22 protein-coding genes are annotated in these 24,619 nt (G+C 55.9%); 10 read left to right on the plus strand and 12 right to left on the minus strand.

Annotation, left to right across the window (positions count from 1 at the left end):
• Positions 1-168: 168 nt before the first annotated feature.
• Together proA and proB are read right to left on the minus strand one after the other, a co-directional pair.
• A complete protein-coding gene (gene proA, locus ACFQW4_RS20960) occupies positions 169-1,422 on the minus strand; it encodes a glutamate-5-semialdehyde dehydrogenase (RefSeq protein WP_222181500.1) in 1,254 nt (417 codons plus the stop codon).
• A 10-nt stretch (positions 1,423-1,432) separates the two neighbouring features.
• Complete coding sequence (proB, locus tag ACFQW4_RS20965; protein ID WP_008108950.1) at positions 1,433-2,536, minus strand: glutamate 5-kinase; 1,104 nt, start codon at positions 2,534-2,536, stop codon at positions 1,433-1,435.
• 245 nt (positions 2,537-2,781) lie between these two features.
• On the opposite strand from proB, the gene ompC reads away from it, so the two are divergent.
• Entirely contained in the window at positions 2,782-3,873 is a 1,092-nt protein-coding gene (ompC, locus tag ACFQW4_RS20970) for a porin OmpC (protein ID WP_377727229.1), read from the plus strand.
• An 81-nt stretch (positions 3,874-3,954) separates the two neighbouring features.
• Here ompC and crl read toward each other — a convergent pair whose 3' ends face one another.
• The 3 genes from crl to gpt all read right to left on the minus strand — a co-directional run bounded on the left by crl (position 3,955) and on the right by gpt (position 6,286).
• A complete protein-coding gene (gene crl, locus ACFQW4_RS20975; protein ID WP_008108946.1) occupies positions 3,955-4,356 on the minus strand; it encodes a sigma factor-binding protein Crl in 402 nt (133 codons plus the stop codon).
• 102 nt (positions 4,357-4,458) lie between these two features.
• Entirely contained in the window at positions 4,459-5,706 is a 1,248-nt protein-coding gene (frsA, locus tag ACFQW4_RS20980) for an esterase FrsA (protein ID WP_377727232.1), read from the minus strand.
• Positions 5,707-5,827: 121 nt separating this feature from the next.
• The gene (gene gpt / locus ACFQW4_RS20985; RefSeq protein WP_007887137.1) at positions 5,828-6,286 is read right to left on the minus strand and encodes a xanthine phosphoribosyltransferase; all 459 of its coding nucleotides are present in this window, start codon (positions 6,284-6,286) and stop codon (positions 5,828-5,830) included.
• A 255-nt stretch (positions 6,287-6,541) separates the two neighbouring features.
• On the opposite strand from gpt, the gene pepD reads away from it, so the two are divergent.
• The 4 genes from pepD to ACFQW4_RS21005 all read left to right on the plus strand — a co-directional run bounded on the left by pepD (position 6,542) and on the right by ACFQW4_RS21005 (position 11,954).
• Positions 6,542-8,002 (plus strand): beta-Ala-His dipeptidase, encoded by a 1,461-nt coding sequence (pepD, locus tag ACFQW4_RS20990; protein WP_192415435.1) that lies wholly within the window; start codon positions 6,542-6,544, stop codon positions 8,000-8,002.
• 359 nt (positions 8,003-8,361) lie between these two features.
• The gene (locus tag ACFQW4_RS20995; protein ID WP_336767227.1) at positions 8,362-9,867 is read left to right on the plus strand and encodes a sugar ABC transporter ATP-binding protein; all 1,506 of its coding nucleotides are present in this window, start codon (positions 8,362-8,364) and stop codon (positions 9,865-9,867) included.
• Positions 9,864-10,862: an ABC transporter permease gene (locus ACFQW4_RS21000; protein WP_101762520.1), complete on the plus strand. Its 999-nt coding sequence runs from the start codon at positions 9,864-9,866 to the stop codon at positions 10,860-10,862. Before ACFQW4_RS20995 ends, ACFQW4_RS21000 begins: the two co-directional genes overlap by 4 nt.
• 27 nt (positions 10,863-10,889) lie before the next feature.
• A complete protein-coding gene (locus ACFQW4_RS21005; RefSeq protein WP_192236753.1) occupies positions 10,890-11,954 on the plus strand; it encodes a sugar ABC transporter substrate-binding protein in 1,065 nt (354 codons plus the stop codon).
• Between the two features lie 162 nt (positions 11,955-12,116).
• On the opposite strand, the gene dinB is transcribed toward ACFQW4_RS21005, so the two are convergent.
• Positions 12,117-13,172 (minus strand): DNA polymerase IV, encoded by a 1,056-nt coding sequence (dinB, locus tag ACFQW4_RS21010; RefSeq protein ID WP_222233050.1) that lies wholly within the window; start codon positions 13,170-13,172, stop codon positions 12,117-12,119.
• 244 nt (positions 13,173-13,416) lie between these two features.
• On the opposite strand from dinB, the gene dpaA reads away from it, so the two are divergent.
• Entirely contained in the window at positions 13,417-14,160 is a 744-nt protein-coding gene (gene dpaA, locus ACFQW4_RS21015; RefSeq protein WP_101762523.1) for a peptidoglycan meso-diaminopimelic acid protein amidase, read from the plus strand.
• On the opposite strand, the gene ACFQW4_RS21020 is transcribed toward dpaA, so the two are convergent.
• Both ACFQW4_RS21020 and lpcA read right to left on the minus strand, forming a co-directional pair.
• The gene (locus ACFQW4_RS21020) at positions 14,131-14,898 is read right to left on the minus strand and encodes a class II glutamine amidotransferase (protein WP_008108933.1); all 768 of its coding nucleotides are present in this window, start codon (positions 14,896-14,898) and stop codon (positions 14,131-14,133) included. The two genes, dpaA and ACFQW4_RS21020, sit on opposite strands and share 30 nt — an antisense overlap.
• 48 nt (positions 14,899-14,946) lie before the next feature.
• A complete protein-coding gene (gene lpcA / locus ACFQW4_RS21025; RefSeq protein ID WP_064740353.1) occupies positions 14,947-15,528 on the minus strand; it encodes a D-sedoheptulose 7-phosphate isomerase in 582 nt (193 codons plus the stop codon).
• 243 nt (positions 15,529-15,771) lie between these two features.
• Between lpcA and fadE the strand changes: the two genes are divergently transcribed.
• On the plus strand, positions 15,772-18,216 hold the full coding sequence (fadE, locus tag ACFQW4_RS21030) for an acyl-CoA dehydrogenase FadE (RefSeq protein WP_377727241.1): 2,445 nt from the start codon (positions 15,772-15,774) through the stop codon (positions 18,214-18,216).
• Between the two features lie 49 nt (positions 18,217-18,265).
• Here the strand turns inward: fadE and mtnK are convergent, their stop codons facing one another.
• Positions 18,266-19,465, minus strand: a complete 1,200-nt coding sequence (gene mtnK / locus ACFQW4_RS21035; RefSeq protein ID WP_101762528.1) for an S-methyl-5-thioribose kinase — start codon at positions 19,463-19,465, stop codon at positions 18,266-18,268.
• Positions 19,466-19,570: 105 nt separating this feature from the next.
• Here mtnK and mtnA point away from each other — a divergent pair, with 105 nt between their 5' ends.
• Positions 19,571-20,590, plus strand: a complete 1,020-nt coding sequence (mtnA, locus tag ACFQW4_RS21040; protein ID WP_277974562.1) for an S-methyl-5-thioribose-1-phosphate isomerase — start codon at positions 19,571-19,573, stop codon at positions 20,588-20,590.
• Between the two features lie 128 nt (positions 20,591-20,718).
• Here mtnA and ACFQW4_RS21045 read toward each other — a convergent pair whose 3' ends face one another.
• From ACFQW4_RS21045 to ACFQW4_RS21055, 3 genes are read right to left on the minus strand one after another with little or no spacing between them, the layout of a single operon-like run.
• The gene (locus ACFQW4_RS21045) at positions 20,719-21,261 is read right to left on the minus strand and encodes an acireductone dioxygenase (RefSeq protein ID WP_377727246.1); all 543 of its coding nucleotides are present in this window, start codon (positions 21,259-21,261) and stop codon (positions 20,719-20,721) included.
• A 1-nt stretch (position 21,262) separates the two neighbouring features.
• Positions 21,263-21,946: an acireductone synthase gene (gene mtnC, locus ACFQW4_RS21050; RefSeq protein ID WP_192415410.1), complete on the minus strand. Its 684-nt coding sequence runs from the start codon at positions 21,944-21,946 to the stop codon at positions 21,263-21,265.
• Positions 21,943-22,557 (minus strand): methylthioribulose 1-phosphate dehydratase, encoded by a 615-nt coding sequence (locus ACFQW4_RS21055; RefSeq protein WP_217547479.1) that lies wholly within the window; start codon positions 22,555-22,557, stop codon positions 21,943-21,945. The genes mtnC and ACFQW4_RS21055 overlap by 4 nt, the downstream gene beginning before the upstream one ends.
• Before the next feature lie 131 nt (positions 22,558-22,688).
• On the opposite strand from ACFQW4_RS21055, the gene ACFQW4_RS21060 reads away from it, so the two are divergent.
• On the plus strand, positions 22,689-23,849 hold the full coding sequence (locus ACFQW4_RS21060; RefSeq protein WP_271460149.1) for a pyridoxal phosphate-dependent aminotransferase: 1,161 nt from the start codon (positions 22,689-22,691) through the stop codon (positions 23,847-23,849).
• Positions 23,837-24,607: an amidohydrolase gene (locus ACFQW4_RS21065; protein WP_271460150.1), complete on the plus strand. Its 771-nt coding sequence runs from the start codon at positions 23,837-23,839 to the stop codon at positions 24,605-24,607. The genes ACFQW4_RS21060 and ACFQW4_RS21065 overlap by 13 nt, the downstream gene beginning before the upstream one ends.
• Positions 24,608-24,619 lie beyond the last annotated feature (12 nt).

Genomic DNA, 24,619 nt, shown 5'->3' on the forward strand with positions numbered 1-24,619 from the left:
AGGATTGTTCTGTAGCAATAAGACCAGCATCTAAAGGAAAAAATGGGTGAAAAGCCGCGAGCCCGCCATAGATGACAGAAATAAATCAAAAAGCTCTTGGAATAACTGGATCGAAAACGAAAAAAATGGGCACCGTTTTCGGTGCCCATTGTCATGCAGGAGCGAACATTAGCGACGTAGCGTATCGTCGCCCCACCCTATCCATTTGTAGGTGGTCAGCGCTTCAAGTCCCATTGGACCACGCGCATGCAGCTTCTGCGTACTGACCGCCACTTCGGCGCCGAGGCCAAACTGGCCGCCGTCAGTGAAGCGTGTGCTGGCATTAACGTATACCGCCGATGAGTCAACCTGGTTGACGAAGCGATTGGCGTTGCCAATGCTGCGCGTCAGAATGCCATCAGAGTGCTGCGTGCCGTGCTCACGGATATGCGCGATGGCTTCATCAATATCCGCCACCAGCTTGACGTTCAGATCGTTGGACAACCATTCGTCATCATAATTTTCCGCTTGCACCGCCACCACCTCGGCAGCACCGTTTTGCAGCAGCGCCAGCACATTTTCGTCGGCGTGCAGCGCAATCTTCTCTTGCGCCATACGTTGCAGGAATACCGGAATGAAGGTGTCCGCCTGATCGCGATGGATCAGCAGGGTTTCCAGCGAGTTGCAGGCGCTTGGCCGCTGCTTCTTGGCATTGACGATCACCTCCAGCGCGGCCTCGGTCTCCATGGTTTCATCGAGATAGAGATGGCACACGCCGATGCCGCCGGTAATCACCGGAATGGTGGAGTTTTCACGGCACAGCTTGTGCAAACCTGCTCCGCCGCGCGGGATCAGCATATCGACGTAGCGATCGAGCTTCAGCAGCTGATTCACCAGTTCACGATCCGGGTTTTCAATCGCCTGCACCGCGCCTGCTGGTAAACCGTGCTGGGTCAGCGCATTTTGGATCACGCGCACGGTGGCGGCGTTGGTGCGATAAGTCTCTTTGCCGCCGCGCAGAATCGCCGCGTTGCCGGTTTTCAGGCACAGCGATGCCACATCAACAGTGACATTAGGACGCGCTTCATAAATCACGCCAACCACACCCAGCGGCACGCGACGACGTTCAATGCGCAGGCCGCTATCAAGCTGGCCTCCATCCATCAATTGCCCCACCGGATCGGCCAGGCGACACACCTGACGCACATCATCGGCAATGCCTTTCAGACGCTGCGGGTTGAGTGTCAGGCGATCGAGCAGCGCTTCGCTCATGCCATTTTGGCGTGCATCCGCCAAATCCTGCTCGTTCGCCGCCAGGATGTCCGCGCTTTCCGCTTCCAGACGATCGGCGATGGTGAGCAGCACCTGATTTTTTTGTTCGGTGGAGAGTTCTGCCAGTTTGTACGACGCAGCGCGCGCCGCTTTACCCATCTCTTCTAACATTATCTGCTCCTTAACTGACGATCATATCGTCGCGGTGCACCGCTACCGGGCCATATTCGTAACCGAGGATCTCGCCGATTTCCTGGCTGTGATGACCGGCAATCATGCGCATGGCATCGCTGTTATAGCGCGTGACGCCGTGGGCGATATCGCGCCCTTGCAGGTTGCGAATGCGGATCACTTCACCGCGCGAGAAGTTGCCCTGCACGTCACGAATGCCTTTTGGCAGCAGCGAACTGCCGCGCTCCAGCATCGCGGCCAGCGCACCATCATCGATGGTGATTTCGCCCGCCGGCGGTGCGCCGAAGATCCAGCGTTTGCGGTTTTCCAGCGGCGACTGCTGCGCGTGGAAGCGCGTGCCGACCGGTTTGCCATGCAGCACATCGCTGATCACATCCGGACGACTGCCGGCGGCGATGATCACATCGATCCCCGCGCGGCAAGCCACGTCCGCCGCCTGCAGTTTGGTCGCCATGCCGCCGGTTCCCAGGCCCGACACGCTGCCGCCCGCGAGGGTGCGCAACGCATCGTCAATCTGGTGCACGTCGCTGATCAACTCCGCTTCCGGATTAGTGCGCGGATCGGCGGTGAACAGCCCTTGCTGATCGGTCAGCAGCAGCAGTTTATCCGCGCCGCCCAGCATCGCCGCCAGCGCCGACAGATTGTCGTTGTCGCCCACTTTAATTTCAGCGGTGGCCACCGCATCGTTCTCGTTAATCACCGGCACGATGTGGTTGTCGAGCAGCGCGCGCAGCATGTCACGCGCATAAAGGAAACGTTCACGGTCTTCCATATCAGCGCGCGTCAGCAGCATCTGCCCGATGTGAATGCCATAAATCGAAAACAGTTGTTCCCACAGCTGGATCAAACGGCTCTGCCCCACCGCAGCCAACAGCTGCTTTGAGGCGATGGTAGGCGGCAGTTCGGGGTAACCAAGGTGTTCGCGTCCGGCGGCAATGGCGCCAGAGGTAACGATAACAATGCGATGGCCCGCGGCGTGCAACTGCGCACACTGACGAACCAACTCCACCATGTGCGCCCGATTCAACCGGCGTGAACCGCCGGTGAGGACGCTAGTACCCAACTTGACCACAAGGGTCTGACTGCCACTCATGTTTTTCCTGCCATGTAAGAAAAAAATCTGCGAAGGGACGTTTTATCAGGAGTGAGCAAGGAAGCCAACAACAGCAAGGGGAAAAGCACAAAAATCCCCTGACAATGCGGTAGACCAAAAGTTCGCGATTAACAAGAAAGCCGAAAAACTGTCATAAAACGTTCATCACCAACCGGTAAAAAGTCGGTGTTTTACAAAACCTTTCACGGGTACAACAAATTTTACTCATTGGGATTGATAGCAAAATGAAGAAGAGCACACTGGCATTAGTTGTATCAGCGCTGGCACTGGCTTCCACCGCAAACGCCGCAGAAGTGTATAACAAAGACGGTAATAAACTGGACTTCTACGGCCGTGTTAAAGCTGAACACTACTTCAGCGATAACGCGTCAAGCGACGGTGACAAATCTTACGTGCGTATCGGTTTCAAAGGCCAGACGCAGATTAATGACCTGATGACCGGTTACGGTCAGTGGGAATATCAGTACAACGCGAATAATTCTGAAGGTTCTGATGCCAACGCAGGCAACAAAACCCGTCTGGGCTTTGCTGGTCTGAAATTTGGCCAATACGGTTCATTCGACTACGGTCGTAACTACGGCGTGTTGTATGACGTCGAGGCCTGGACTGACGTATTCCCAGAGTTCGGCGGTGACGGTACCGCGCGTACCGATAACTTCATGACTGCGCGTGCAACTGGCGTAGCCACTTACCGTAACAGCAACTTCTTTGGTCTGGTTGATGGCCTGCGCTTCGCGCTGCAATATCAGGGCAAAAACGACGCCACCAGCGCCAACGCCCGTGGCAGCATCACCGATACGTCACGTCAGAACGGCGACGGTTACGGTGCGTCACTGGGTTACACCATTGCTGACACCGGCATCAGCCTGATGTCGGCCATCACCTCTTCTGACCGTACTAACCAGCAGCAGCTGCAGGCACTGGGTAGCGGTGATAAAGCGGAATCATGGGGCGCCGGTATCAAGTATGATGCGAACAGCATCTACCTGGCTTCTATCTACACCGAAACCCGCAACATGACGCCAATCGGCACCCGCGGTTTTGCTAACAAAGCGCAGAACTTCGAAGTGGTAGCGCAGTATCAGTTCGACTTCGGCCTGCGTCCGTCCCTCGGCTATATCCAGACCAAAGGCAAAGACATCGAAGGGATCGGTGACGAGGATCTGGTTAAATACATCGACGTGGGCATGACTTACTACTTCAACAAAAACATGTCGACCTTTGTGGATTACAAAATCAACCAGCTGGATGACAACAACAAGCTGAACCTGAACAACGATGACGTTGTGGCCATTGGCTTAACTTACCAATTCTGATTGAGCTCTACCCTCGTTGTGTCTATAAAAAAAGAGCCGGCTCATCACCGGCTCTTTCCTTTTTAAACCCTTAAAAGTCTATCAGGCGCTCAGTTTCACTGGCTCTTCTTTAAAGCCTTCCGCCGGGCGCAGATCGAGTTTCTGTTCCAGCAGCATCGCTTTCAGACGCTCATGGAAATTACGCAGCGTGCTTTCCACTTTGGCATTGTTCTCTTTGCCTTTGATGGTCGCAGCGCCCCAATCACCCGCTTTATCAAACAGGCCAAAATGATATTCGTATGTGAAGTGATCTTCATAGGCTTCCAGCGTCATCCACCAGCCCCAAAACTCACGCAGCTCAGGTGCAGGCTTGACGTTGACACACGCTGCCAGGCAATCGAAGAAGAAGCGTGTCTCTTCACATTTGCCTTCACGGATATACGGCCCCAATTCGGTGAAGCGCTTAAGCAGGCGACTACGGGGGTGACCACTCGGTAATGTCATCTCTTTTCCCTTAACCCTTTAAATTGCACTTCCAGCTTTCCATTAACATAAAAATGGAAAATCCCGGATATAAGTAGTAGCAGAGTTCAGAGATTTCGCCAGTTAGCCTTTCAACTGTTTTTCCAGCCAGTCACAAATTTGATTGAGCGCTTTGTCAAAACTGGCAAAAACCGGCTTGACGGGAATCGCCAGCGTCTTGCCCTGCGACGAAGAGTTGGCGATCAACTGCGCGTCTGTTTCCGGACCGAAAATATCATCCGGCCAATAAGCCGCCAGCATCGGCGTTGGCGTGCGGCGGCCGAGTAAGCCTTGCACTTTCAGCGAGTAGCGGTTGAGTTCCGTGCGCAGATTGCTGTCGGAGGTTGAGGACATACCGAGACGGCTCGCCAGCATATCCATGTACATATCCGGCAGCTGTTGCTGCTGTTGCGCATCCACAAACACGCTGTGCACCATGGCTCCCAGCGTCGCTACCGCGCGTACTCGCGGCACTTCCAGATAGGCCAGACGTGTCGCCACGTTGGCTCCGAAGCGGTAGCCCAGCAGCGCCACGCGGGTGTGATCGATCCACGGCACATTGCTCAGTTCACGCAGCACCTGCTGATGCACCTGGCTGGTGTCCTGATTCAGCATCCATTTGCTGCTGAATCCTACCGATGGCATATCCAGCGTCAGCATGGCGATGCCGCGCGGCGCGAGATAGTCGTGAAACAGGCGATAGTGATCGCTCTGCAGCGAATCAAGGCCGCCGCACAGCAGCACGGTGGGATACGGCGCTTCGGCCTGCGCCGGCATATGCAGGAACCCCGTCACCGGACTGCCGCCGCTCATTGGGAAGGTCAGGGATTTAAGTTCGCCCGGCAGACGCTGCGTGGCCTCTTCGTAGGCGCGATTGGCCAGCACCTGCGCCTGATCGGCCAGCTCATCGCCTTTGATGTAAGGGTAAGCCGCGAGGCTGAACAGATTGGCGGCGTGCAGCCAATGCTGACCGGCATCGTCATGGTTTTCGCTCTCTAACGCGCGCTGCTGCCAGATCGCCGCCTGCTTCGACCACTCATAGTTCCAGTTGCCGCCGCGATAACCAATCACGGTATCGAGCAAGGCCTCATTGGTGCGTTCGAACTCGCTCACCGCGATACGCGCCAGCACTTCGCTGATCTCCTGCGGCGACAGACCGCGCCACGTCCACAGCAGCTTGTTCAGCATGCGATACCAGCCGCGCTGCGTATCCCCTTCGAGGGCGTTATGCACCTGCACGGCGGCGTGATGCTGGCGGTGCACTAATGAGGAGGTTTCCGGGTGTTTAAAACGCGGTTTGAACAGTTCTTCGCTCAGGTTTTTATCAGACATCTCAGCTATTCTCCTGCCAACAACGTGGCGATGGCTAAGAGTGTACTGCACCCGTCATACGCGCGCGAGGCGCAGAAAGCACAACGCCCGGCATAACCGGGCGTTGTTTGCGATGCATCAATTAGCTTTTGACGATTGGCGGGATGTAGACCACGCCCATGTCCCAGGGCTGCTCGATCCAGGTGTTCTGCGGGATATCGACAATGTAGTCGTCCACCAGCGCACGGCCAGCTGGCTTAGCGAAGATGGTGCAGAAACGCGCTTTAGGATACATGTCGCGGATCGCCTGCGCGGTGCCGCCGGTATCCACCAGGTCATCAATCACGATGAAGCCTTCACCGTCGCCTTCGGCACGCTTCAGCACTTTCATTTCGCGCTGATGATCGTGATCGTAGCTGGAGATGCACACGGTATCGACGTAGCGAATACCGAGTTCACGCGCCAGCAGCGATGCCGGAACCAGACCACCACGGCTCACCGCGATGATACCTTTCCACTGTTCCACAGGAAGCAGGCGCTGGGCCAGTTTACGGGCATGGATTTGCAACATGTCCCAGGTTACGACGTATTTTTCGCTCATATAAAGGAATCCCGGCCAAGAAACTTGGCTTAAAAAATATGCAAGGGGGAAAAGGTTGCGCGAGATTATAAGGATCTGACGCCTTAAAAACCAGCATCTGTCTTACTGGTTGCAGGTTTTTAGCGCGGCTGATTACGCACCCGGCGAGAAACAGTGATATTCTCAGGCCCATCACGTCAGATCTTCTGACGACGATTTTTACTGGAAACCCGCGTGCGTGCGGTATGTCCGCCACGCTGACACAGGAGATGCATGGTGTCTGAATTGTCGCAACTTTCACCCCAACCGCTGTGGGATATTTTTGCCAAAATCTGTTCCATTCCGCACCCTTCTTACCACGAAGAAGCACTGGCCGAACACGTTGTCGGCTGGGCAAAAGAGCAAGGTTTGTGGGTTGAGCGCGATCAGGTTGGCAACATCCTGATTCGTAAACCCGCTACCGCCGGTATGGAAAAACGCACGCCGGTGGCGCTGCAGGCGCACCTCGATATGGTGCCGCAGAAGAACAATGACACGGTGCACGACTTCACTAAAGATCCGATTCAGCCGTATGTTGATGGCGAATGGGTGAAAGCGCGCGGCACCACGCTGGGCGCAGATAACGGCATTGGTATGGCGTCTGCGCTGGCGGTGCTGGCTGACAACAGCCTGATTCACGGTCCGCTGGAAGTGTTGCTGACCATGACCGAAGAGTCCGGTATGGACGGCGCCTTTGGTTTACAGCCGAACTGGCTGCAGGCCGACATTCTGATCAACACCGACTCGGAAGAGGAAGGTGAGATCTACATGGGTTGCGCCGGTGGTATCGACTTCATCACCACCCTGCCGCTAACGCGTGAAGCGATTCCTGCAGGCTATGAAACCCTGAAGCTCACGCTGAAAGGCCTGAAAGGCGGTCACTCTGGTGCCGACATTCATCATGGTCTCGGCAACGCCAACAAACTGCTGGCACGCTTTCTGGCGCTGCACGCGCGTGAACTCGATGTTCGTCTGATCGAATTCACCGGCGGTACGCTGCGTAACGCCATCCCGCGTGAAGCTTTTGCTACGCTGGCGATCGACAGTCATAAGGTTGATGCACTGAAATCTGCTGCGGCACATTTCCAGGCGACGCTGTTGAACGAGTTGGGCATTAAAGAGAAGAACATCGCCGTGGTCACCGAAGCGCTGGCGCATCAAGGCCAGGCGCTGAACGCTGACAGCCGCGATCGCTTCCTTAATCTGCTGAACGCTACACCAAACGGCGTGATCCGTAACTCTGACGTGGCGAAAGGCGTGGTGGAAACCTCGCTGAACGTCGGCGTGGTGACCATGGATCAGGACAATGCCGAAATCATCTGCCTGATTCGTTCACTGATCGATACCGGTAAAGATTGGGTAGTTGAAGTGCTGACCTCGCTGGCCGATCTGGCCGGGGCGAAAAGCGCACCTAAAGGCGGCTATCCGGGCTGGCAGCCTGATGCCGATTCACCGGTGATGGCGCTGACGCGTAAAACTTATGAAGCGCTGTTTGGCAAAACGCCGAACATTCAGGTGATTCACGCCGGTCTGGAGTGTGGTCTGTTCAAGAAGCCGTATCCAAACATGGATATGGTGTCGATTGGCCCAACCATAACCGGCCCGCATTCGCCGGATGAGCAGGTTCACATCGAAAGCGTGGGCTTGTACTGGAAACTGCTGACCGCGCTGCTCAGCGTGGTGCCAGAAAAAGCGTAAGATTGCGCTTTCGCGATGAACCCGACTTCGGTCGGGTTTTTTTATGCCTGCGAAGGATTGCGCAATAAATTGCGCCGCTACAAAAGTGACGTGTGAAAGGTGTGGAAATAAAACGCTGTAAATACCGTAGCGGCGCAATTTATTGCGCAAATCTACAAACAGCACATCCCGCTGAATAAATACGATTACACCTCTCGGTTAACCCAAATCTTTCCATCAAACCAGATTTAGCCGCCATAACGTCCAGATGTCTGGATGGCTAATAAGATTTCGTGCTAGCTTATGCCCTTTCGTTCGTTGCCGAGAGTGATGGTTCAGGAAAAAATGCCCCCAACTCAACTAATTAAAGGCCCGGTTCAATGAGTGCGATCAACCGCCTGGAGATGCGTAATATCTCCATTGCCTTTGGCGGTTTCGCCGCGCTCGCGCAGGTGGATTTTCTGACTGAAGGCGGCTCGGTGCATGCGTTGACGGGCGCTAACGGCGCCGGAAAATCTACGCTGATGGCGGTGCTGGCTGGCGCACACGATCATTACAGCGGTGAGATTCTGCTGGATGATGTGCCGGTCACTATTCGCTCACCGCGCGATGCCAAAAAGCTCGGCATTCATCTGGTGCAGCAGGAAGTGGATGTGGCGCTGGTGCCACAGCTCAGCGTGGCCGAAAACATTCTGCTCGATCGTTTAGCCGAACCGGGTCACGTCTACAGCTGGCGTGAGATTCGCCGCCAGGCGCGTACGTTACTGGCGCAGCTGGAAGTGAACATCGACGTCAACCGTTTGGTGGAGCGCTGCTCGCTGGCAGAGAAGCAGCAAATCCTGCTGGCGCGCGCCCTGTCCCATCACTGCCGCTTTCTGATCCTGGATGAACCCACCGCCCCGCTCGATCAGCATGAGAGCGAGCGCCTGTTTACCGTGGTGCGCCGCTTGCAGTCCAGCGGCATTGGCGTGGTGTTTATCTCGCACCGCATTCACGAACTGAAAGCGATTTGCGACCGCTTAACGGTGCTGCGCGATGGTCGTCTGATTGAAAGCAGCCCGATGGCGGCGCTGAGTGGCGAGCAGATCGTGGAAAAAATGCTCGGACATCGGCTGGATGATGTTTTTCCGCCGCGTCGCGCCCGTGCGACTCTGCCGCTGCTGCTGTCGGTGGAAGGCTTACACGACGATCGGCTACTGCAGGATATTTCGCTGCGTCTGCACAAAGGGGAGATTCTGGGCATTGCTGGTCTGGCGGGTGCCGGTAAAACCGAGCTGTGTAAAGCGCTGTTTGGTGCCAGCAAAAGCCGCGTGACAAAGGGCGAACTGCACGGCAAACCGTGGCGACCGCGTTCACCGCATGATTCAGTAGAAAACCGCATGGCGCTGGTGCCGGAAGAGCGCCGCAAAGAGGGCATTTTCATCGATGAACCGGTGAGCATGAATCTGAGCATCAGCGCCGATAACAGCTTCTCGCGCTGGAGCCTGTTTGGTCATCGCCAGGCGTGGCGTTGGGCGGAAGCGGTGATTCAGCGCCTGAATGTGCGCACCACCGGACCGGGGCAAATCCTGCGTCGTTTGTCGGGCGGCAACCAGCAGAAAGTGGCGATTGGCAAGTGGCTACGCAACAACGCCGATGTGCTGATTTTTGATGAGCCGACGAAAGGCGTCGATATCAAAGCCAAAACCGATCTGTTCACGCTGATCGATGGCTTAGCGCGTGAGGGCAAAGGCATCATTTATGCCTCGGGCGAGTTTTCTGAATTGGTCGGTCTGTGCGACCGCATTTGTGTGCTCTGGGATGGGCGCATTGTGGCAGAGATGGAGGGCAACACCGCCACAGAAGAGGCACTTTTGCTTTATTCCACCGGAGGAACACCTGCGTGAGCAGCAAAGAACTATCCCTAAACTCGCAGCCTTCTCTGCGCCATCAGCTGTTTGATTTCCTCTATAAGTGGGGCATGTTGCTGACCGTGGTGATTTTGATTGCCGCATTTGGTCTTGCTTCGGACAGCTTCCTCGAACCGACCAACATCATTAACATCCTGCGCTCGATTGCCATCGTCACGGTGATTGCGATTGGCGTGTCGATTTCGCTGACCATTGGCGGCTTTGACCTGTCGGTGGGATCCACCGCTTCGCTGGCCAATGCGCTGGTGATTTCGCTTTTCGTCTGGCACGGCTTTGGCACCACAGAAGCCATCATTATTACGCTACTGCTGTGTACGCTGGTTGGCTTGTTCAACAGCTTCCTGATTGTGGTGCTACGTATTCCCGACATGCTCGCCACCCTCGCCACGCTGTTTGTGATTCAGGGCGTGGCGATGACCTACAGCTTTGGTGGTTCCATTACCGAGAATATGGTGCTGCCGAGCGGCGACATGGCCGAAGGCACCATTCCTGCCGCCTTTGGCCTGCTCGGCCAGGTGCCGACCATCGTGATTATCATGCTGGTGGTCACCATTGTGGCGCAGCTGGCGCTGTCGCTGACCAAGCATGGCCGTCGTATGTATGCGCTGGGCGGCAATCCTGAAGCGGCGCGTCTCTCCGGTATTCGTACCACGCGCTATCGCGTGCTGGCGTATGTGCTTGCCTCGCTGCTGGCTGGCTTGGGCGGCATTTTGCTGGCATCACGCATCGGCTCTTCGCAGGTGAATGCCGGCGGCGGTTATCTGATGGATGCCGTTGCCGCAGCGTGGATCGGCTTCTCGCTGGCCGGTTCGGGCAAACCGAATGCGCTGGGTACCTTGGTGGGCGCCATCATTCTTGGTGTGTTGCAGAACGGGCTGGTGATGTTGTCGGTGCCCTATTACGCGATGGACATTATTAAAGGTCTGGTACTGGCGCTGGCGCTGGCGATGACTTACATCCAGCGCCGTTAAGGCGCGTTTAATCAGAAAGAGATCATAATGAAAAAAATTACCCTTTCGCTGCTGGCGGTTAGCCTGCTCAACGCCAGCGCCGCCTTCGCCGATGCCGCAGTGCCTGAGGTTATCGCTAACCATGAAGGCCCGGTACGCATCGCCATCATCCGCAACCTGGGTTCGGACGATAACACCACGCAGTTTGTCGCCGGTGCGATTCAGCAAGGCCGCCAGCTGGGCTTTAAGGTCAGCACTTTCCTCAGCAATGGCGACGATGCGCGCTTCCAGGATTTCGTTAACCAGGCGATTAGCCAGAAATATGACGGCATTATCCTGTCGCACGGTAAAGATCCCTACTCCACGGCGCTGGTGCAGCGTATTGCCGCAGCGGGCATCAAGCTGTCGGTGTTTGATACGCCGGTTAATACGCCGGTAGAGGGCGTCACCGTGACGGCGCAGAATGATGCTTCGCTGGCGCAGGAATCACTCGGCAGCTTAATCAAAGACTTCAACGGTAAGGCGAATATCGTCAAGCTGTGGGTGGCCGGTTTCCCGGCGATGGATCGTCGTCAGGTGGTGTATGAGAAGCTGCTGAAAGAGAATCCGGGCATTCATCAGCTGGAGTCGATTGGCGCGGTTTCATCTGATGTACAGGGCGATACCGCCAACAAGATTGGCGCGATTCTGGCGAAATACCCGAAAGGCAAGATCGATGCGATCTGGGGTTCGTGGGATGCTTTCAGCCAGGGCGCGTATAAAGCCCTGCAGGAGAATGGTCGTAGCGAGATCAAACTGTATAGCATCGACGTATCCAATCAGGATCTGCAGTTGATGCACGAGAAAAACAGCCCGTGGGTACAAACCGTGGCGGTGGATCCGAAAACCATTGGCGCAGTGAATATGCGTTTGGTGGCGAACAAGATTGCAGGCGAAACCACACCGGCGACTTACGAGTTTAAAGCGTCATCGATTTCTCAGCAGCAGTTGAATAGCCAGCAAGGCGCGGTCAACGTGGCGTCGCTGAATAAGATCATTCCGGGCTGGGGCGAAAATAACGATTTCATCGCGCCATGGTTTGCAACGCTGGAAGCGAAGTACGGTAAGAAGTAGTTTTCCCTCACCCTAACCCTCTCCCACATGTGGGAGAGGGAACCGATCGGCGTTGTCTTCTCGCTTTCATGCTGGCGGGAGAGGGAACCGATAGGCGCGGTTTGTTTTACTCCTTCTCCCGCTGGCGGGAGAAGGCCGGGATGAGGGGCAGCGCGCACAATCTCACAACCCCAACACCAACTGCCGCTCCAACTGCGGATCCACCATCGTGACATGCAATCCCACCAGCCGTACGCCGCGCCCTGCTCTGCGTTCATCCCACGCCTGACGCGCCACCGCGATCATGTCGTCTTTATTTAGCACCGGCCAAACGTGCTCCTGCGTGGTTTGCTGGAAATCATTGAACTTCAGTTTCACGCCTTGCCGGGCGATCTGCTTATCCGGCTTGATGGCGGTTAAGCGGCGATCCAACTCCGCATAGAGAAAATCAATAATTTCCAGACACTGCTCCCAGCTGTGAATATCTTCCATCAGGGTACGTTCAACGCCGAGCGATTTGCGTTCGCGCTCAACCACCACATTGCGCTCATCCACGCCGTTGCTGCGTTCCCACAAAATACGGCCAAACTTGCCAAAGCGTTTAAGCAGCAGCGCCAAATCGGCGCGCTGCACATCCGCGCAGGTGCGCAAGCCCATCTCTTCCAGCTTTTTAGTCGCCACTTTACCCACGCCAGGAATTTTACTGAGCGGCAGCGTCAGTAGAAAATCGGACATCGCGTCCGGCGTAATCACATATTGCCCGTTGGGTTTGTTGAGATCGGAAGCGATCTTGGCGAGAAACTTGATCGGCGCGATGCCGGCGGAAGCGGTCAACCCGGTTTCACGCAGGATATCGGTGCGAATAGCCTGCGCCATTAATGTCGCCGAGCCATGGCAGTGCAGGCTGTCGGTCACATCCAGATAGGCTTCATCCAGCGACAGCGGTTCAATCAGCGAGGTGTAACGTGAGAAGATGTCGCGGATCTGGCGGGAGGCTTCTTTATAGGCATCAAAGCGGCCAGGCAGCAGCCGCAGATGCGGGCAGAGTTTCAGCGCCATGCCGGTCGGCATCGCGCTGCGCACGCCATATTTACGTGCAGGATAGTTCGCGGTGCTGATCACGCCACGTTGCACGCGGCTGCCGCCAATGGCGATAGGAATATCACGTAAAGAGGGATCGTCGCGCATCTCAACCGCTGCATAAAAGCAGTCCATATCGACATGAATAATTTTGCGCATACGCCCTCCCAGATACTGGATAAGTATACAGCAGCGAAAAATATCGGCAATATTTGTTGAGAGCGAGATTAAAGTTTACAAATTAGTGGTCGTATTCCTTTTAGGAACGCGCCATTTTCTCGGACACTGGCTTGATTAAAAGCCAGACAATGTTAATGTTGCGCTGCGATAGCGGATATTTCCGATAATGCAATACCCGGACGCACAGCGTCATCGTCTCTCTCCACATCAAGGTATCTACAGAATGGGCAGAATCGCATTAACGCTTGCGATGATTCTTATGCCGCTCCTTAGCTGGGCAATGAACCCCGAGCCTACGCAACCGCTGGCTCCGGTGAGCAAAGAGTTAAAGAAACAACTAATTGGCACCCCCGTTTTTATTCAGATTTTCAAGGAAGAGCGTACGCTGGAACTGTACGGCAAAATCGGGAATGAATATCGTCTGCTGGACAGCTATCGCATCTGTAATTTCTCTGGCGGTTTAGGACCTAAACGTCGTCAGGGCGATTTCAAAAGTCCGGAAGGCTTTTATAACGTTAAGCTGAACCAGTTAAAACCGGATAGCCGTTTTTATCGCGCTATTAATACCGGTTTTCCCAATCAGTACGATCGCGCTAAAGGCTATAACGGTAACTATTTAATGATTCACGGCGATTGCGTGTCAGTGGGCTGCTACGCAATGACGGATGCATCGATGGATGAGATCTTCGCCTACACCAACGCCGCGCTGCGTAATGGTCAGCAGGAGATTCAGGTCAATATCTATCCGTTCCGCATGACAGACAGCAATATGCAGCGTCATAAATACTCGACGTACATTAACTTCTGGCGTGAACTGCAGCCGGGCTATGCGTACTTCGCTAAGTACCGTGTGCCGCCTACCGTGAACGTGACGGCCACCGGCCAATATGCGGTGAACAGCACGCCGGTGATCGCTACACCGGATGCTGCCTCGAAATCATTCCTGGCGCTCACCCAGGCAAAATAGTGCCCACTCGCCTGGCACTATCCGGTGCCAGGTTTCATTGCCCGTCAGCGGTTGCGTAGCAATCACCGTCACCACATCTTGCGGCGTCGTCTGCTGCTGAAAATCAATTTCCACATCCTGATCGAGCAACGTCGCTTTGCCAAACGGCGCACGGCGCGTAATCCAGTAGAGATTGGTCGAACAGAACGCCATCAGATAGCGCCCATCCGATAACAGCATGTTGAAGACACCCTTCTCACGCATTTCTGCTGCCAGCTCGGCAATGTAGCGGAACACCGCTGGCCAGTTGCCCGGCGTGCGTGGATAACGCTCGGTCAGTTTGTGCAGCATCCAGCAAAATGCTTTCTCGCTGTCGGTTTCACCAATCGGACGAAATGGCCCGGTATCCAGCTGACGATAACCTTTGAGCTGACCATTGTGTGCGTAGGTCCAGTTGCGGCCCCACAGCTCACGCGTGAACGGATGGGTATTTTCCAGCGACACTTCACCGCGATTCGCCTGGCGGATATGCGCCACCACCGAATGCGATTTGATCGGGTATTCCTGCACCAAACGGGCTATCGGCGAGTTAAAGCTCGGCTGCGGATCTTTGAAGGTGCGGCACCCTTTTCCTTCGTAGAACGTGATGCCCCAACCATCTTTGTGCGGCCCGGTTCCACCGCCACGCTGCACCAGACCGGTAAAACTGAAACAGATGTCCGTGGGGACATTGGCGCTCATCCCGAGCAATTCGCACATAGCAACCGCCTTAAGTTAGATCCTCTCGCGCGCGGCGAGAGGAACGCATCATGACTTAACCATCTCTTTTTCAATCAACAGCATCAGAATATGGATCACTTTGATGTGGATCTCCTGAATGCGGTCGGCATAGCCAAAGTGCGGCACACGAATTTCGATATCCGCGGAACCTGCCATCTTGCCGCCATCTTTGCCGGTCAGAGTAATCACTTTCATGCCTTTCGCGCGCGCAGCTTCCACGGCTTTGATGATGTTGGCAGAGTTACCGGACGTAGAAAGACCCAGCAGCACATCGCCTTCACGGCCTACCGCTTCGATATAGCGTGAGAACACATAGTCATAACCAAAATCGTTACTGACGCACGACAGGTGGCTGACATCAGAAATGGCAATCGCCGGGTAGCCAGGACGGTTTTCACGGTAGCGTCCAGTCAGCTCTTCAGCAAAATGCATCGCATCGCAGTGCGAGCCGCCGTTACCGCAGGAGAGCACCTTGCCGCCCGCTTTAAAGCTATCGGCCAGCAGAACTGCGGCGCGCTGAATGGCGTGAATGTTGGCTTCGTCACTCAGGAACGTGTTGAGCGTATCGGCTGCTTCATTGAGTTCTGAGCGAATAATGTCCTGATACATAGAGATGTCCTTTAGAGGAAAGATTGACCCGGCAAGTTTAACGGAATGGGGCTAAGCCGCAAAGCGCCTGCCTTAAGGAAAAGCGCGGCGTCTCGAGGAAGTTTGGCAGTTGTTGCGCATCGTGCAACGAATTTGTGAGATGTGTTGTAATTGCGATGTAAACAGATTGATAAATTTTGCCCCATATTCTAAACCTACACCCATAACAGGTCAGACCTCTTACTACTTATGGAGTGGTTCATTATGTTGGTTGCCTCAATCGTTGCGACGCTAATCCTGCTTAGCGTGTTGTTCTACCACCAAATTACGCTTCAGCTGAGCAGCGTAATTCTGCTGCTGTGGACCGGCGCGCTGGCGGCCGCTGACCTATGGACGCCATGGATGCTGCTGCCGCTGGCGATTATTCTGCTGCCATTTAACCTGCCGGTGATGCGTCGCAGCCTGTTCTCGAAACCGGCGCTGCACAGCTTCCAGAAAGTGATGCCGCCGATGTCGCGCACTGAAAAAGAGGCGATCGATGCCGGCACCACATGGTGGGAAGGCGACCTGTTCCGCGGCAAACCGGACTGGCAGAAGCTGCACAACTATCCGCAGCCGCGCCTGACCGAAGAGGAGCAGGCCTTTATCGATGGTCCGGTCGAAGAAGCGTGCCGCATGGCGAACGATTTCGAAATCACCCATGAAATGGCCGATCTGCCGCCGGAGTTGTGGGCGTATCTGAAACAGCATCGCTTCTTCGCCATGATCATTAAGAAAGAGTATGGCGGCCTGGAATTCTCCGCCTATGCGCAGGCGCGCGTGCTGCAGAAACTGGCGGGCGTCTCCGGCATTCTGGCGATCACCGTTGGCGTACCGAACTCACTCGGCCCCGGCGAACTGCTGCAACATTACGGTACCGATGAGCAGAAAGATCATTACTTGCCGCGTCTGGCGCGCGGTGATGAGATCCCGTGCTTTGCACTGACCAGCCCGGAAGCGGGTTCGGATGCCGGCGCGATTCCCGATACCGGCGTGGTGTGCATGGGCGAGTGGCAAGGTCAGCAAGTGCTGGGCATGCGTCTTACCTGGAACAAGCGCTATATCACGCTGGCACCGATTGCCACCGTGTTAGGCCTGGCGTTCAAACTCTCCGATCCGGATCATCTGCTGGGCGAGACTACAGAGCTTGGCATCACTTGCGCACTGATCCCAACGCACACGCCTGGCGTAGAGATTGGCCAACGTCACTTCCCGCTTAACGTGCCGTTCCAGAACGGTCCGACGCGCGGTAAAGACATTTTCGTACCCATCGACTACATCATCGGCGGCCCATCCATGGCCGGCCAGGGCTGGCGCATGCTGGTGGAGTGTCTTTCAGTCGGTCGCGGCATCACGCTGCCTTCGAACTCAACCGGCAGCCTGAAAAGCATTGCACTGGCGACCGGTGCCTATGCGCACATCCGCCGTCAGTTCAAAGTCTCTATCGGCAAGATGGAAGGGATCGAAGAGCCGCTGGCACGCATTGCTGGTAACGCCTACGTGATGGATGCTGCCGCAACGCTAATCACTAGCGGCATTATGCTCGGTGAAAAACCTGCGGTGCTATCGGCGATTGTGAAGTATCACTGCACCCATCGCGGTCAGCGCGCGATTATCGACGCGATGGATATCGCTGGCGGTAAAGGCATTATGCTGGGCGAAAACAACTTCCTGGCGCGGGCTTATCAGGGCGCACCGATCGCCATCACCGTGGAAGGCGCTAACATCCTGACGCGCAGCATGATCATCTTCGGCCAGGGCGCGATCCGCTGCCATCCATGGGTGCTGGAAGAGATGAACGCCGCAGCGAAAAACGATTTGGTGACCTTTGACCGCGCGCTGTTCAGCCACATTGGCCACGTAGGCAGTAATAAAGTACGCAGCCTGTGGCTGGGCTTAACCGGCGGCCGCACTAGCGCCACACCAACCCGCGACGCCACGCGCCGCTACTATCAGCACCTTAACCGTTTGAGCGCCAACCTCGCGCTGCTGTCAGATGTATCGATGGCGGTGCTGGGCGGCAGCCTGAAACGTCGTGAACGTATCTCGGCGCGTCTCGGCGATGTGCTGAGCCAGATGTATCTGGCCTCCGCCACCCTGAAGCGCTATGACGATGAAGGCCGCAACGAAGCCGATTTGCCGCTGGTACATTGGGGCGTGCAGGATGCGCTGCATCAGGCCGAAGTGGCGATGGATGATTTGCTGCGTAACTTCCCGAACCGCATGGTGGCCGGTGCGCTGCGACTGGTGATTTTCGCCGGTGGTCATCACTGCCCGGCACCGTCAGATAAACTGGACCACAAGCTGGCGAAACTGCTGCAGCTGCCTTCTGCGACCCGTACCCGTTTGGGCCGCGGCCAATATCTGGCACCAAGCGCACATAATCCTGCCGGTCAGCTGGAGCAGGCGCTGCAGGATGTGATGGCCGCCGAAGTGATTCACGATCGTTTATGCAAGCAGCAGAAAAAGCATCTGTCATTTACCCGACTGGATGCGCTGGCACAAGAGGGCCTGAAAGCGGGCTGGATTGATGAGAGCGAAGCGCAGGTCTTGATCCGTGCGGAAGCCAGCCGCCTGAAAGCGATTAACGTCGATGATTTCGCGCCGGAAGCGCTGGCGGAGCCAAAGCCGCAGACGAAAGCCAACCCGCGGGCCAGTGAAGCCGCTTAAAACAAAAAAGCCTCCGCATGGAGGCTTTTTTATTTCATATACGCCAGCATTAACCCGCCTGACGAATCCGCGCAATCAGCGCATCCACATCAGCAACATGATCGGCAGCCAGAATCAGCGTGCGTCCCAATGTGATACAGCTGCGAATGCACTCGGTGCGCATGGTCTCATCTTCAATCTGTTTGAAATCTGCAACGTGAGACATTCCCACCGTGCGGCGGATCAACTCGGTACCGCAATAACCCAAGGTATCGCGCCACACTTTGCGCAGGAAAGATTCGGCGTAACCGGGATAGGCCAGCGCCACATCGCGGGTTTTCTCTTTCGCCAATTCCAGGAAGCGGCTGGCAAACTGATTACAAATATCCTGCACGTCACTCAGACGACGTTCACGCCCTTCTGCTGCCTCACGCGGTGCCAGCAAGCCCGGCAGGCAGCAGTAGTTGATCAGCAAGTTGCCAATCGCGCTGCCGACATCAAAACCTATCGGCCCAAAGTAACCAAACTCCGCATCAATCACTTTCAGGCTGCCATCGGCGACAAAGATGGAACCGCTGTGTACATCGCCATGCAGCAAGGCTTCCGCATCGGCGAAGAAACGGTGTTTGAGACCGGCCACGGCGATTTTTAGCGCATCGTCGCTGCGCAGGCTGACCACCAGCGATTCCAGTGCCGCAGGATATTTGTTGCGCTCATGGTCAATAAACGGATCGTTGAAGAATAAATCTTCGGTGATTTCGCACATTTCCGGATTAATGAAACGCGCCACTTCGGCTTTTTTCTTATGCGGATGCAGGAAGAAATCGGAGGTATGGAACAGCGTCTGCGCCAGATATTCGCCAACCTGACGACCGGCCTGCGGATAATACGCGCCCTTCACCAATTCGCTCCGCCAGATACGATGACTGGAGAGATCCTCCATCACCATCACCGCCAATTCGGCATCGTAATGAGTGACGTTGACGGTGTGCTGCGGGCAATGTTTGTAGTGCTCAATCAACGTCTGCGCTTCGAGACGCGCACGATCCAGCGTGAGCGGCCAGGATTCACCGACACAACGCACATAGGGCAGCGCCTGTTTTACCACCACGCGGCTGCGGCCTTGATTATCGAAAATTTTAAACACCAGGTTGAGATTGCCATCCCCGATCTCCTCGGCGCTCACCAGCGCTGACGGATCGTCCACGCCGCCAAATTGTTGAGCATATTCCACAGCATCGGCAGCATTGAACGTACGGTATTGCGACATTGCCTGTTCCTCGATTATCGATAGTAATAAGCCGTTCAGACGTCTATACATCCGTTACGCATGTTGGCACAATAGCCAGCATTAACGCAACAGGGATTTCACACCATGCAAACACTTCGTACCACCAGCCTTGAGGTCCGCGATAATCAACTGTGGATCCTTGACCAGCAGGCGCTGCCACAACAACAAAATTGGCTGCCCGCGCACAGCGTCGCGCAGTTGGTCGAACACATTCATGCCTTGCGCGTGCGCGGTGCGCCGCTGATTGGCCTCTCAGCCAGCTTGCTGCTGGCGCTGCTGGGTGAGCAAGGCGCAGCGCGCGCAGAATTAGTGACGGCGCTTGAGGTGCTGCGCGCGGCGCGCCCAACGGCGGTGAACCTGATGAATAACCTTGATCGCATGAAAACTGCGTTGGCCGAAAGTGATTTCGTCACGGCGCTGAGCCGCGAAGCACTGCGTCTGGTGGCCGAAGATAAGCAACTGTGTGACAACATCGCCCGCGCCGGCAGCACGCTGGTAAAACCGGGCAGCCAGCTGCTGACGCACTGCAATACCGGTGGGCTGGCGACGGCCGGCGTCGGCACGGCGCTCGGCGTTATCGCTTATGCCCACCAGCAAGGTTTGGTGAAAAATGTCTGGGTGGATGAGACGCGGCCGCTGCTGCAAGGTGGCCGTTTAACCGCGTGGGAGCTGGGTGAGCTAAACATTCCTTATCAGCTGATTACCGACTCAATGGCCGCCAGTCTAATGGCGCGCGGCGTGGTCGATGCTATTTGGGTCGGCGCGGATCGTATCGCAGCGAATGGTGATGTCGCGAACAAGATTGGCACCTATAGCCTGGCCGTGCTGGCGCACTATCACGGTATTCCGTTCTACGTCGCCGCACCGCACACCACGCTGGATAGTCAATGTCCAAACGGCGACGCCATCCCTATCGAGCAGCGCGCCGCCAGCGAAGTGACCGGCGTTGCAGGCAGTTTTGGTAGCGTGCAGTGGGCACCGGAAAGTGCGGCAGTCTATAACCCGGCCTTTGATGTGACGCCAGCGGCGTTGATTAGCGGTTGGGTGCTGGATACCGGTGTGGTGACGCCTGCGCAGGTAGAGGAAGGGATATTTTTGCCATAAATAGGCGCAATATTCCCCTCACCCCGGCCCTCTGCCGCAAGCGGGCGAGGGGGAAAACCATACTTGCCTGTTTGCACGATCGGTTCCCTCTCCCACTTGTGGGAGAGGGTTAGGATGAGGGCATAAAATCACGCCAAACGCGGATACGCATCAGCAATCTTATCGCCGGTAAAATTCGCGACCCAGCCTTCCTGATTATCGAAAATGCGGATCGCGGTAAAGTGCGGCTCAGAACCCATATCAAACCAGTGCGCCGTGCCAGCGGGCACCGAGATCAGATCATTCTTCTCACACAAAATCTGATACACCTCGCCCTCCAGATGCAGACAGAACAGCCCTGAACCTTCAACAAAGAAGCGTACTTCATCTTCGCTATGCGTATGTTCGTTAAGGAACTTGGTGCGCAGCACCTCTTTCTGCGGATTATCCGCACGCATGCTCAGCACATCCCAGCTCTGATAGCCCTTCTCGGCCACCAGACGATCAATCGCATGTTGATAGGCGTTGATCACCGTCTCTGCATCAGGGTTCACACCCAAATCGCGATCGGCTTCCCAGCGTTCAAAGCGCACGTTTTTCGCGTTAAGACGCTCGCGAATCGCCTCGGCATCGGTGCTGTGCCACACCGGTTGCTGGGCTTCGGTATCGGTAAAAATGGTCAATGCACTCATGTTAAATCGACTCCGGTTTAATCTGGGAAAAATCGTTGACCTGGTGATGACGACTGGCGTTATCCGCCGCGCCACGAATTAACTGCACGGTATGCCAGCCCGCATCCGCTGCCGCATCCAGCTCCTGATGAATATCCGACAGGAACAGCAATGACGCAGGCGCAAGGCCGATTTTTTCGGCGATATTGCGATACGATTGCGCTTCACGTTTCGCGCCGACGCCGGTATCAAAATAGCCGCTGAAAAGCGAGGTTAAATCACCTTCATCGCTGTAGCCAAATAACAGTTTTTGCGCGGCGACCGATCCCGAGGAATAAACATACAGACCAATCCCCTGCTGCTGCCAGCGCGCAAAAGCCGGCAGCACGTCGGGATAAAGGTGGCCGGTGAACTGGCCTTCAACGTAGCCGGCGCGCCAAATCATGCCCTGCAGGGCTTTGAGGCCCGGTGATTTGCGATCCTCATCGATATAATTCGTGAGTGTGGTAATCAGCTCCTCCAGCGTGGCCTGAGGCGCAGCGGACTCTGCACGCACCGCGTTGAGTGCGGCGGCGACGTTTTCATCGGTATGATTTTCCCGCACGTACGCCGCTAAATGCTGACGCGCATAAGGAAACAATACCTGATGCACAAACTGGATATCGCTGGTGGTGCCTTCAATATCGGTAACAATGGCGCGGATCATTTGGCCTCCAGCAGGCGACGTTGCAGTTCACATTCAAACAGAAATTCCAGACCTTCCAGATGGCGACGCGCTTCGTTCACGTCCTTGCCCCAGCAGGTCAAACCGTGGCCGCGCAGCAGAAAACCATATTGCAGCGGCGTAACGGCGGCAAAAGCTTCAATGCGCTGCGCCAGCGCCGTCATGTCCTGATCGTTATCGAACAAGGGAATGGCGATGGTGTTCAGATGCGTCTGCTGCCCGGCCAGCGTTTTCTGCATCTCATAACCACTGAGCAGCAGCGCATCGCCCTTCTCTACCCGCGACAGCACCGTCGAGTTGACCGTGTGCGTATGCAGCACCGCACCCGCCTGCGGAAACAGGCGATAAATCAAGGTATGCAGGCCGGTTTCCGCCGAAGGCGTGCGGCCCGATGGCACGGCGTTGGTAGCGATTTCAACCTGGATAAAATCATCGCGCGTCAGGCTGCCTTTATCTTTGCCGGACGCACTCAGCAGACAATACTCCGCGTCCTGCCGCACCGACATATTACCGCCGGTCGCAGGTGCCCAGCCTTTGCCACCAATCCAGTGGCAGGCGGCCACTAAATGTTCCAGTGGAAGAAAATCCGTCATAGCGTTATACAGACTCCGCAGGTTAGTTTAGACGTCTAAGCGTCTCGATTTCCAAATGTTAACATCCTGTTTATAGTGGCAGCAACACAGGGTTTCTCCGCAACGACATTCGCGCTTAAGGCCACAAAACAATGACGCAGCACAACCTGATCCCCGAGAGCAAATTACCGGCGCTCGGCACCACCATCTTTACGCAAATGAGTGCGTTAGCTCAGCAGCACAACGCCATTAACCTGTCGCAAGGCTTCCCCGATTTTGACGGTCCGCGCTATTTGCAGGAGCGCCTGGCGCATCACGTGAGTCAGGGCGCCAACCAATATGCACCGATGATCGGCGTACTGCCACTGCGTGAGGCGATTGTTGAGAAAACCGCTGCGCTTTACGGCCACACGCCTGACGTCAACAGCGATATCACCGTGACGACGGGCGCGACAGAAGCGTTGTACGCGGCGATCACCGCGCTGGTGCGTCAAGGTGATGAAGTGATCTGCTTTGACCCAAGCTACGACAGCTACGCGCCTGCGGTGCAACTGGCGGGCGGCGTGTTAAAACGCATCGCCCTGCAGCCGCCGGGTTTCCGCGTTGACTGGCGCGAATTCCGCGGCCTGCTGAGCAGCAAAACCCGCTTAGTGATCCTGAACACGCCGCATAATCCGTCCGCCACCGTGTGGCGTAAAAGCGATTATGCCGAGCTGTGGCAGGCGATTGCTGAGCAGGAAATCTTTGTGCTGAGTGACGAAGTGTATGAGCACATCTGTTTCACCGAAGAGGGCCACGCCAGCGTGTTAGCGCATGCTGAACTGCGTCAGCGATCCATCGCGGTGTCATCTTTTGGTAAAACCTTCCACATGACCGGCTGGAAAGTGGGTTACTGCATTGCCCCGGCGGCGATCAGCGCTGAAATCCGCAAGGTGCATCAATATCTGACCTTCTCAGTGAATACCCCGGCACAACTGGCGATTGCCGACATGCTGCGTCAGGCGCCTGAGCACTATCGCGAACTGCCGGAGTTCTACCGCGCGCGCCGCGATCGCTTTATCCAGGCGCTATCCGCCAGCCGTTTCAAGCTGCTGCCGTGTGAAGGCACTTACTTCCTGCTGGTCGATTACAGCGCCATTTCCGATCTGGATGACGTGAGCTTCTGTCAGCTACTGACCAAAGAAGTCGGCGTGGCGGCGATTCCGCTGTCGGTGTTCTGCGCCGAACCTTTTCCACACAAGCTGATTCGCCTGTGCTTTGCCAAACAGGAAGCAACGCTTGACGCCGCTGCGGAGCGCTTATGTCAGCTTTGAAAATTACCGTTCTGCAGGAAACCCTGAGCTGGATGGATGGCGCGGCTAACCTGCGTCATTTCGACGGTGTGCTGAAAGGCATTACAGGCCGCGACATCATTCTGCTGCCGGAAATGTTCACTACCGGTTTTGCTATGGAAGCTGCCGAAAGTTCGCTGCCGCAGGATGACGTCGTGGCGTGGCTGCACGCGCACGCGCAAACCAGCAATGCGTTAGTCGGCGGCAGCGCGGCAATCCAGACGGAAAAAGGCGCGGTGAACCGCTTCTTGCTGGTCGAGCCTGACGGCACGTTGCATCAGTACGACAAACGTCACTTGTTCCGCATGGCCAATGAACATCAGCACTATGTGGCGGGTGAAACGCGTGAAGTATTTGAGTGGCGCGGCTGGCGGATTCTGCCGCAAATTTGCTACGACCTGCGCTTCCCGGTTTTTTCGCGTAACCACAACGATTACGATTTGGCGCTGTATGTCGCCAACTGGCCGGCACCGCGTGCGCTGCACTGGCAATCGCTGCTGTTAGCCCGTGCAATTGAAAACCAGGCTTATGTCGCCGGTTGTAACCGTGTCGGCAGCGATGGCAATCAGCATCAATACAGTGGTGACAGCAGGATTATTTCGCCGCTGGGTGAGATTCTGGCGAGTGGAGAGCCCTTTGCGCGTGCGCGTCTTGATGCGGAGCTTTCGCTGGAGGAGCTGCAAGCCTACCGCGAACGCTTCCCGGCTTGGCGCGATGCGGATGGGTATACGCTGAAGTAACCTCTTTGCCGC

Source organism: Pantoea sp. GCM10028869 (assembly GCF_042666835.1).
GTDB classification, from domain to species: domain Bacteria; phylum Pseudomonadota; class Gammaproteobacteria; order Enterobacterales; family Enterobacteriaceae; genus Pantoea; species Pantoea leporis.

Bases quoted from the DNA above. Each gene is read 5' to 3' on its own strand.
- ompC (WP_377727229.1), top strand. From the start codon at position 2,782: ATGAAGAAGAGCACACTGGCATTAGTTGTATCAGCGCTGGCACTGGCT.
- fadE (WP_377727241.1), top strand. From the start codon at position 15,772: ATGTTGGTTGCCTCAATCGTTGCGACGCTAATCCTGCTTAGCGTGTTG.
- mtnC (WP_192415410.1), bottom strand. From the start codon at position 21,946: ATGATCCGCGCCATTGTTACCGATATTGAAGGCACCACCAGCGATATC.
- ACFQW4_RS21045 (WP_377727246.1), bottom strand. From the start codon at position 21,261: ATGAGTGCATTGACCATTTTTACCGATACCGAAGCCCAGCAACCGGTG.
- ACFQW4_RS21055 (WP_217547479.1), bottom strand. From the start codon at position 22,557: ATGACGGATTTTCTTCCACTGGAACATTTAGTGGCCGCCTGCCACTGG.
- crl (WP_008108946.1), bottom strand. From the start codon at position 4,356: ATGACATTACCGAGTGGTCACCCCCGTAGTCGCCTGCTTAAGCGCTTC.
- mtnA (WP_277974562.1), top strand. From the start codon at position 19,571: ATGCAAACACTTCGTACCACCAGCCTTGAGGTCCGCGATAATCAACTG.
- gpt (WP_007887137.1), bottom strand. From the start codon at position 6,286: ATGAGCGAAAAATACGTCGTAACCTGGGACATGTTGCAAATCCATGCC.
- ACFQW4_RS21020 (WP_008108933.1), bottom strand. From the start codon at position 14,898: ATGTGCGAATTGCTCGGGATGAGCGCCAATGTCCCCACGGACATCTGT.
- mtnK (WP_101762528.1), bottom strand. From the start codon at position 19,465: ATGTCGCAATACCGTACGTTCAATGCTGCCGATGCTGTGGAATATGCT.
- ACFQW4_RS21065 (WP_271460150.1), top strand. From the start codon at position 23,837: ATGTCAGCTTTGAAAATTACCGTTCTGCAGGAAACCCTGAGCTGGATG.
- proA (WP_222181500.1), bottom strand. From the start codon at position 1,422: ATGTTAGAAGAGATGGGTAAAGCGGCGCGCGCTGCGTCGTACAAACTG.
- dinB (WP_222233050.1), bottom strand. From the start codon at position 13,172: ATGCGCAAAATTATTCATGTCGATATGGACTGCTTTTATGCAGCGGTT.
- ACFQW4_RS20995 (WP_336767227.1), top strand. From the start codon at position 8,362: ATGAGTGCGATCAACCGCCTGGAGATGCGTAATATCTCCATTGCCTTT.
- proB (WP_008108950.1), bottom strand. From the start codon at position 2,536: ATGAGTGGCAGTCAGACCCTTGTGGTCAAGTTGGGTACTAGCGTCCTC.
- dpaA (WP_101762523.1), top strand. From the start codon at position 13,417: ATGGGCAGAATCGCATTAACGCTTGCGATGATTCTTATGCCGCTCCTT.
- ACFQW4_RS21060 (WP_271460149.1), top strand. From the start codon at position 22,689: ATGACGCAGCACAACCTGATCCCCGAGAGCAAATTACCGGCGCTCGGC.
- frsA (WP_377727232.1), bottom strand. From the start codon at position 5,706: ATGTCTGATAAAAACCTGAGCGAAGAACTGTTCAAACCGCGTTTTAAA.
- lpcA (WP_064740353.1), bottom strand. From the start codon at position 15,528: ATGTATCAGGACATTATTCGCTCAGAACTCAATGAAGCAGCCGATACG.
- ACFQW4_RS21005 (WP_192236753.1), top strand. From the start codon at position 10,890: ATGAAAAAAATTACCCTTTCGCTGCTGGCGGTTAGCCTGCTCAACGCC.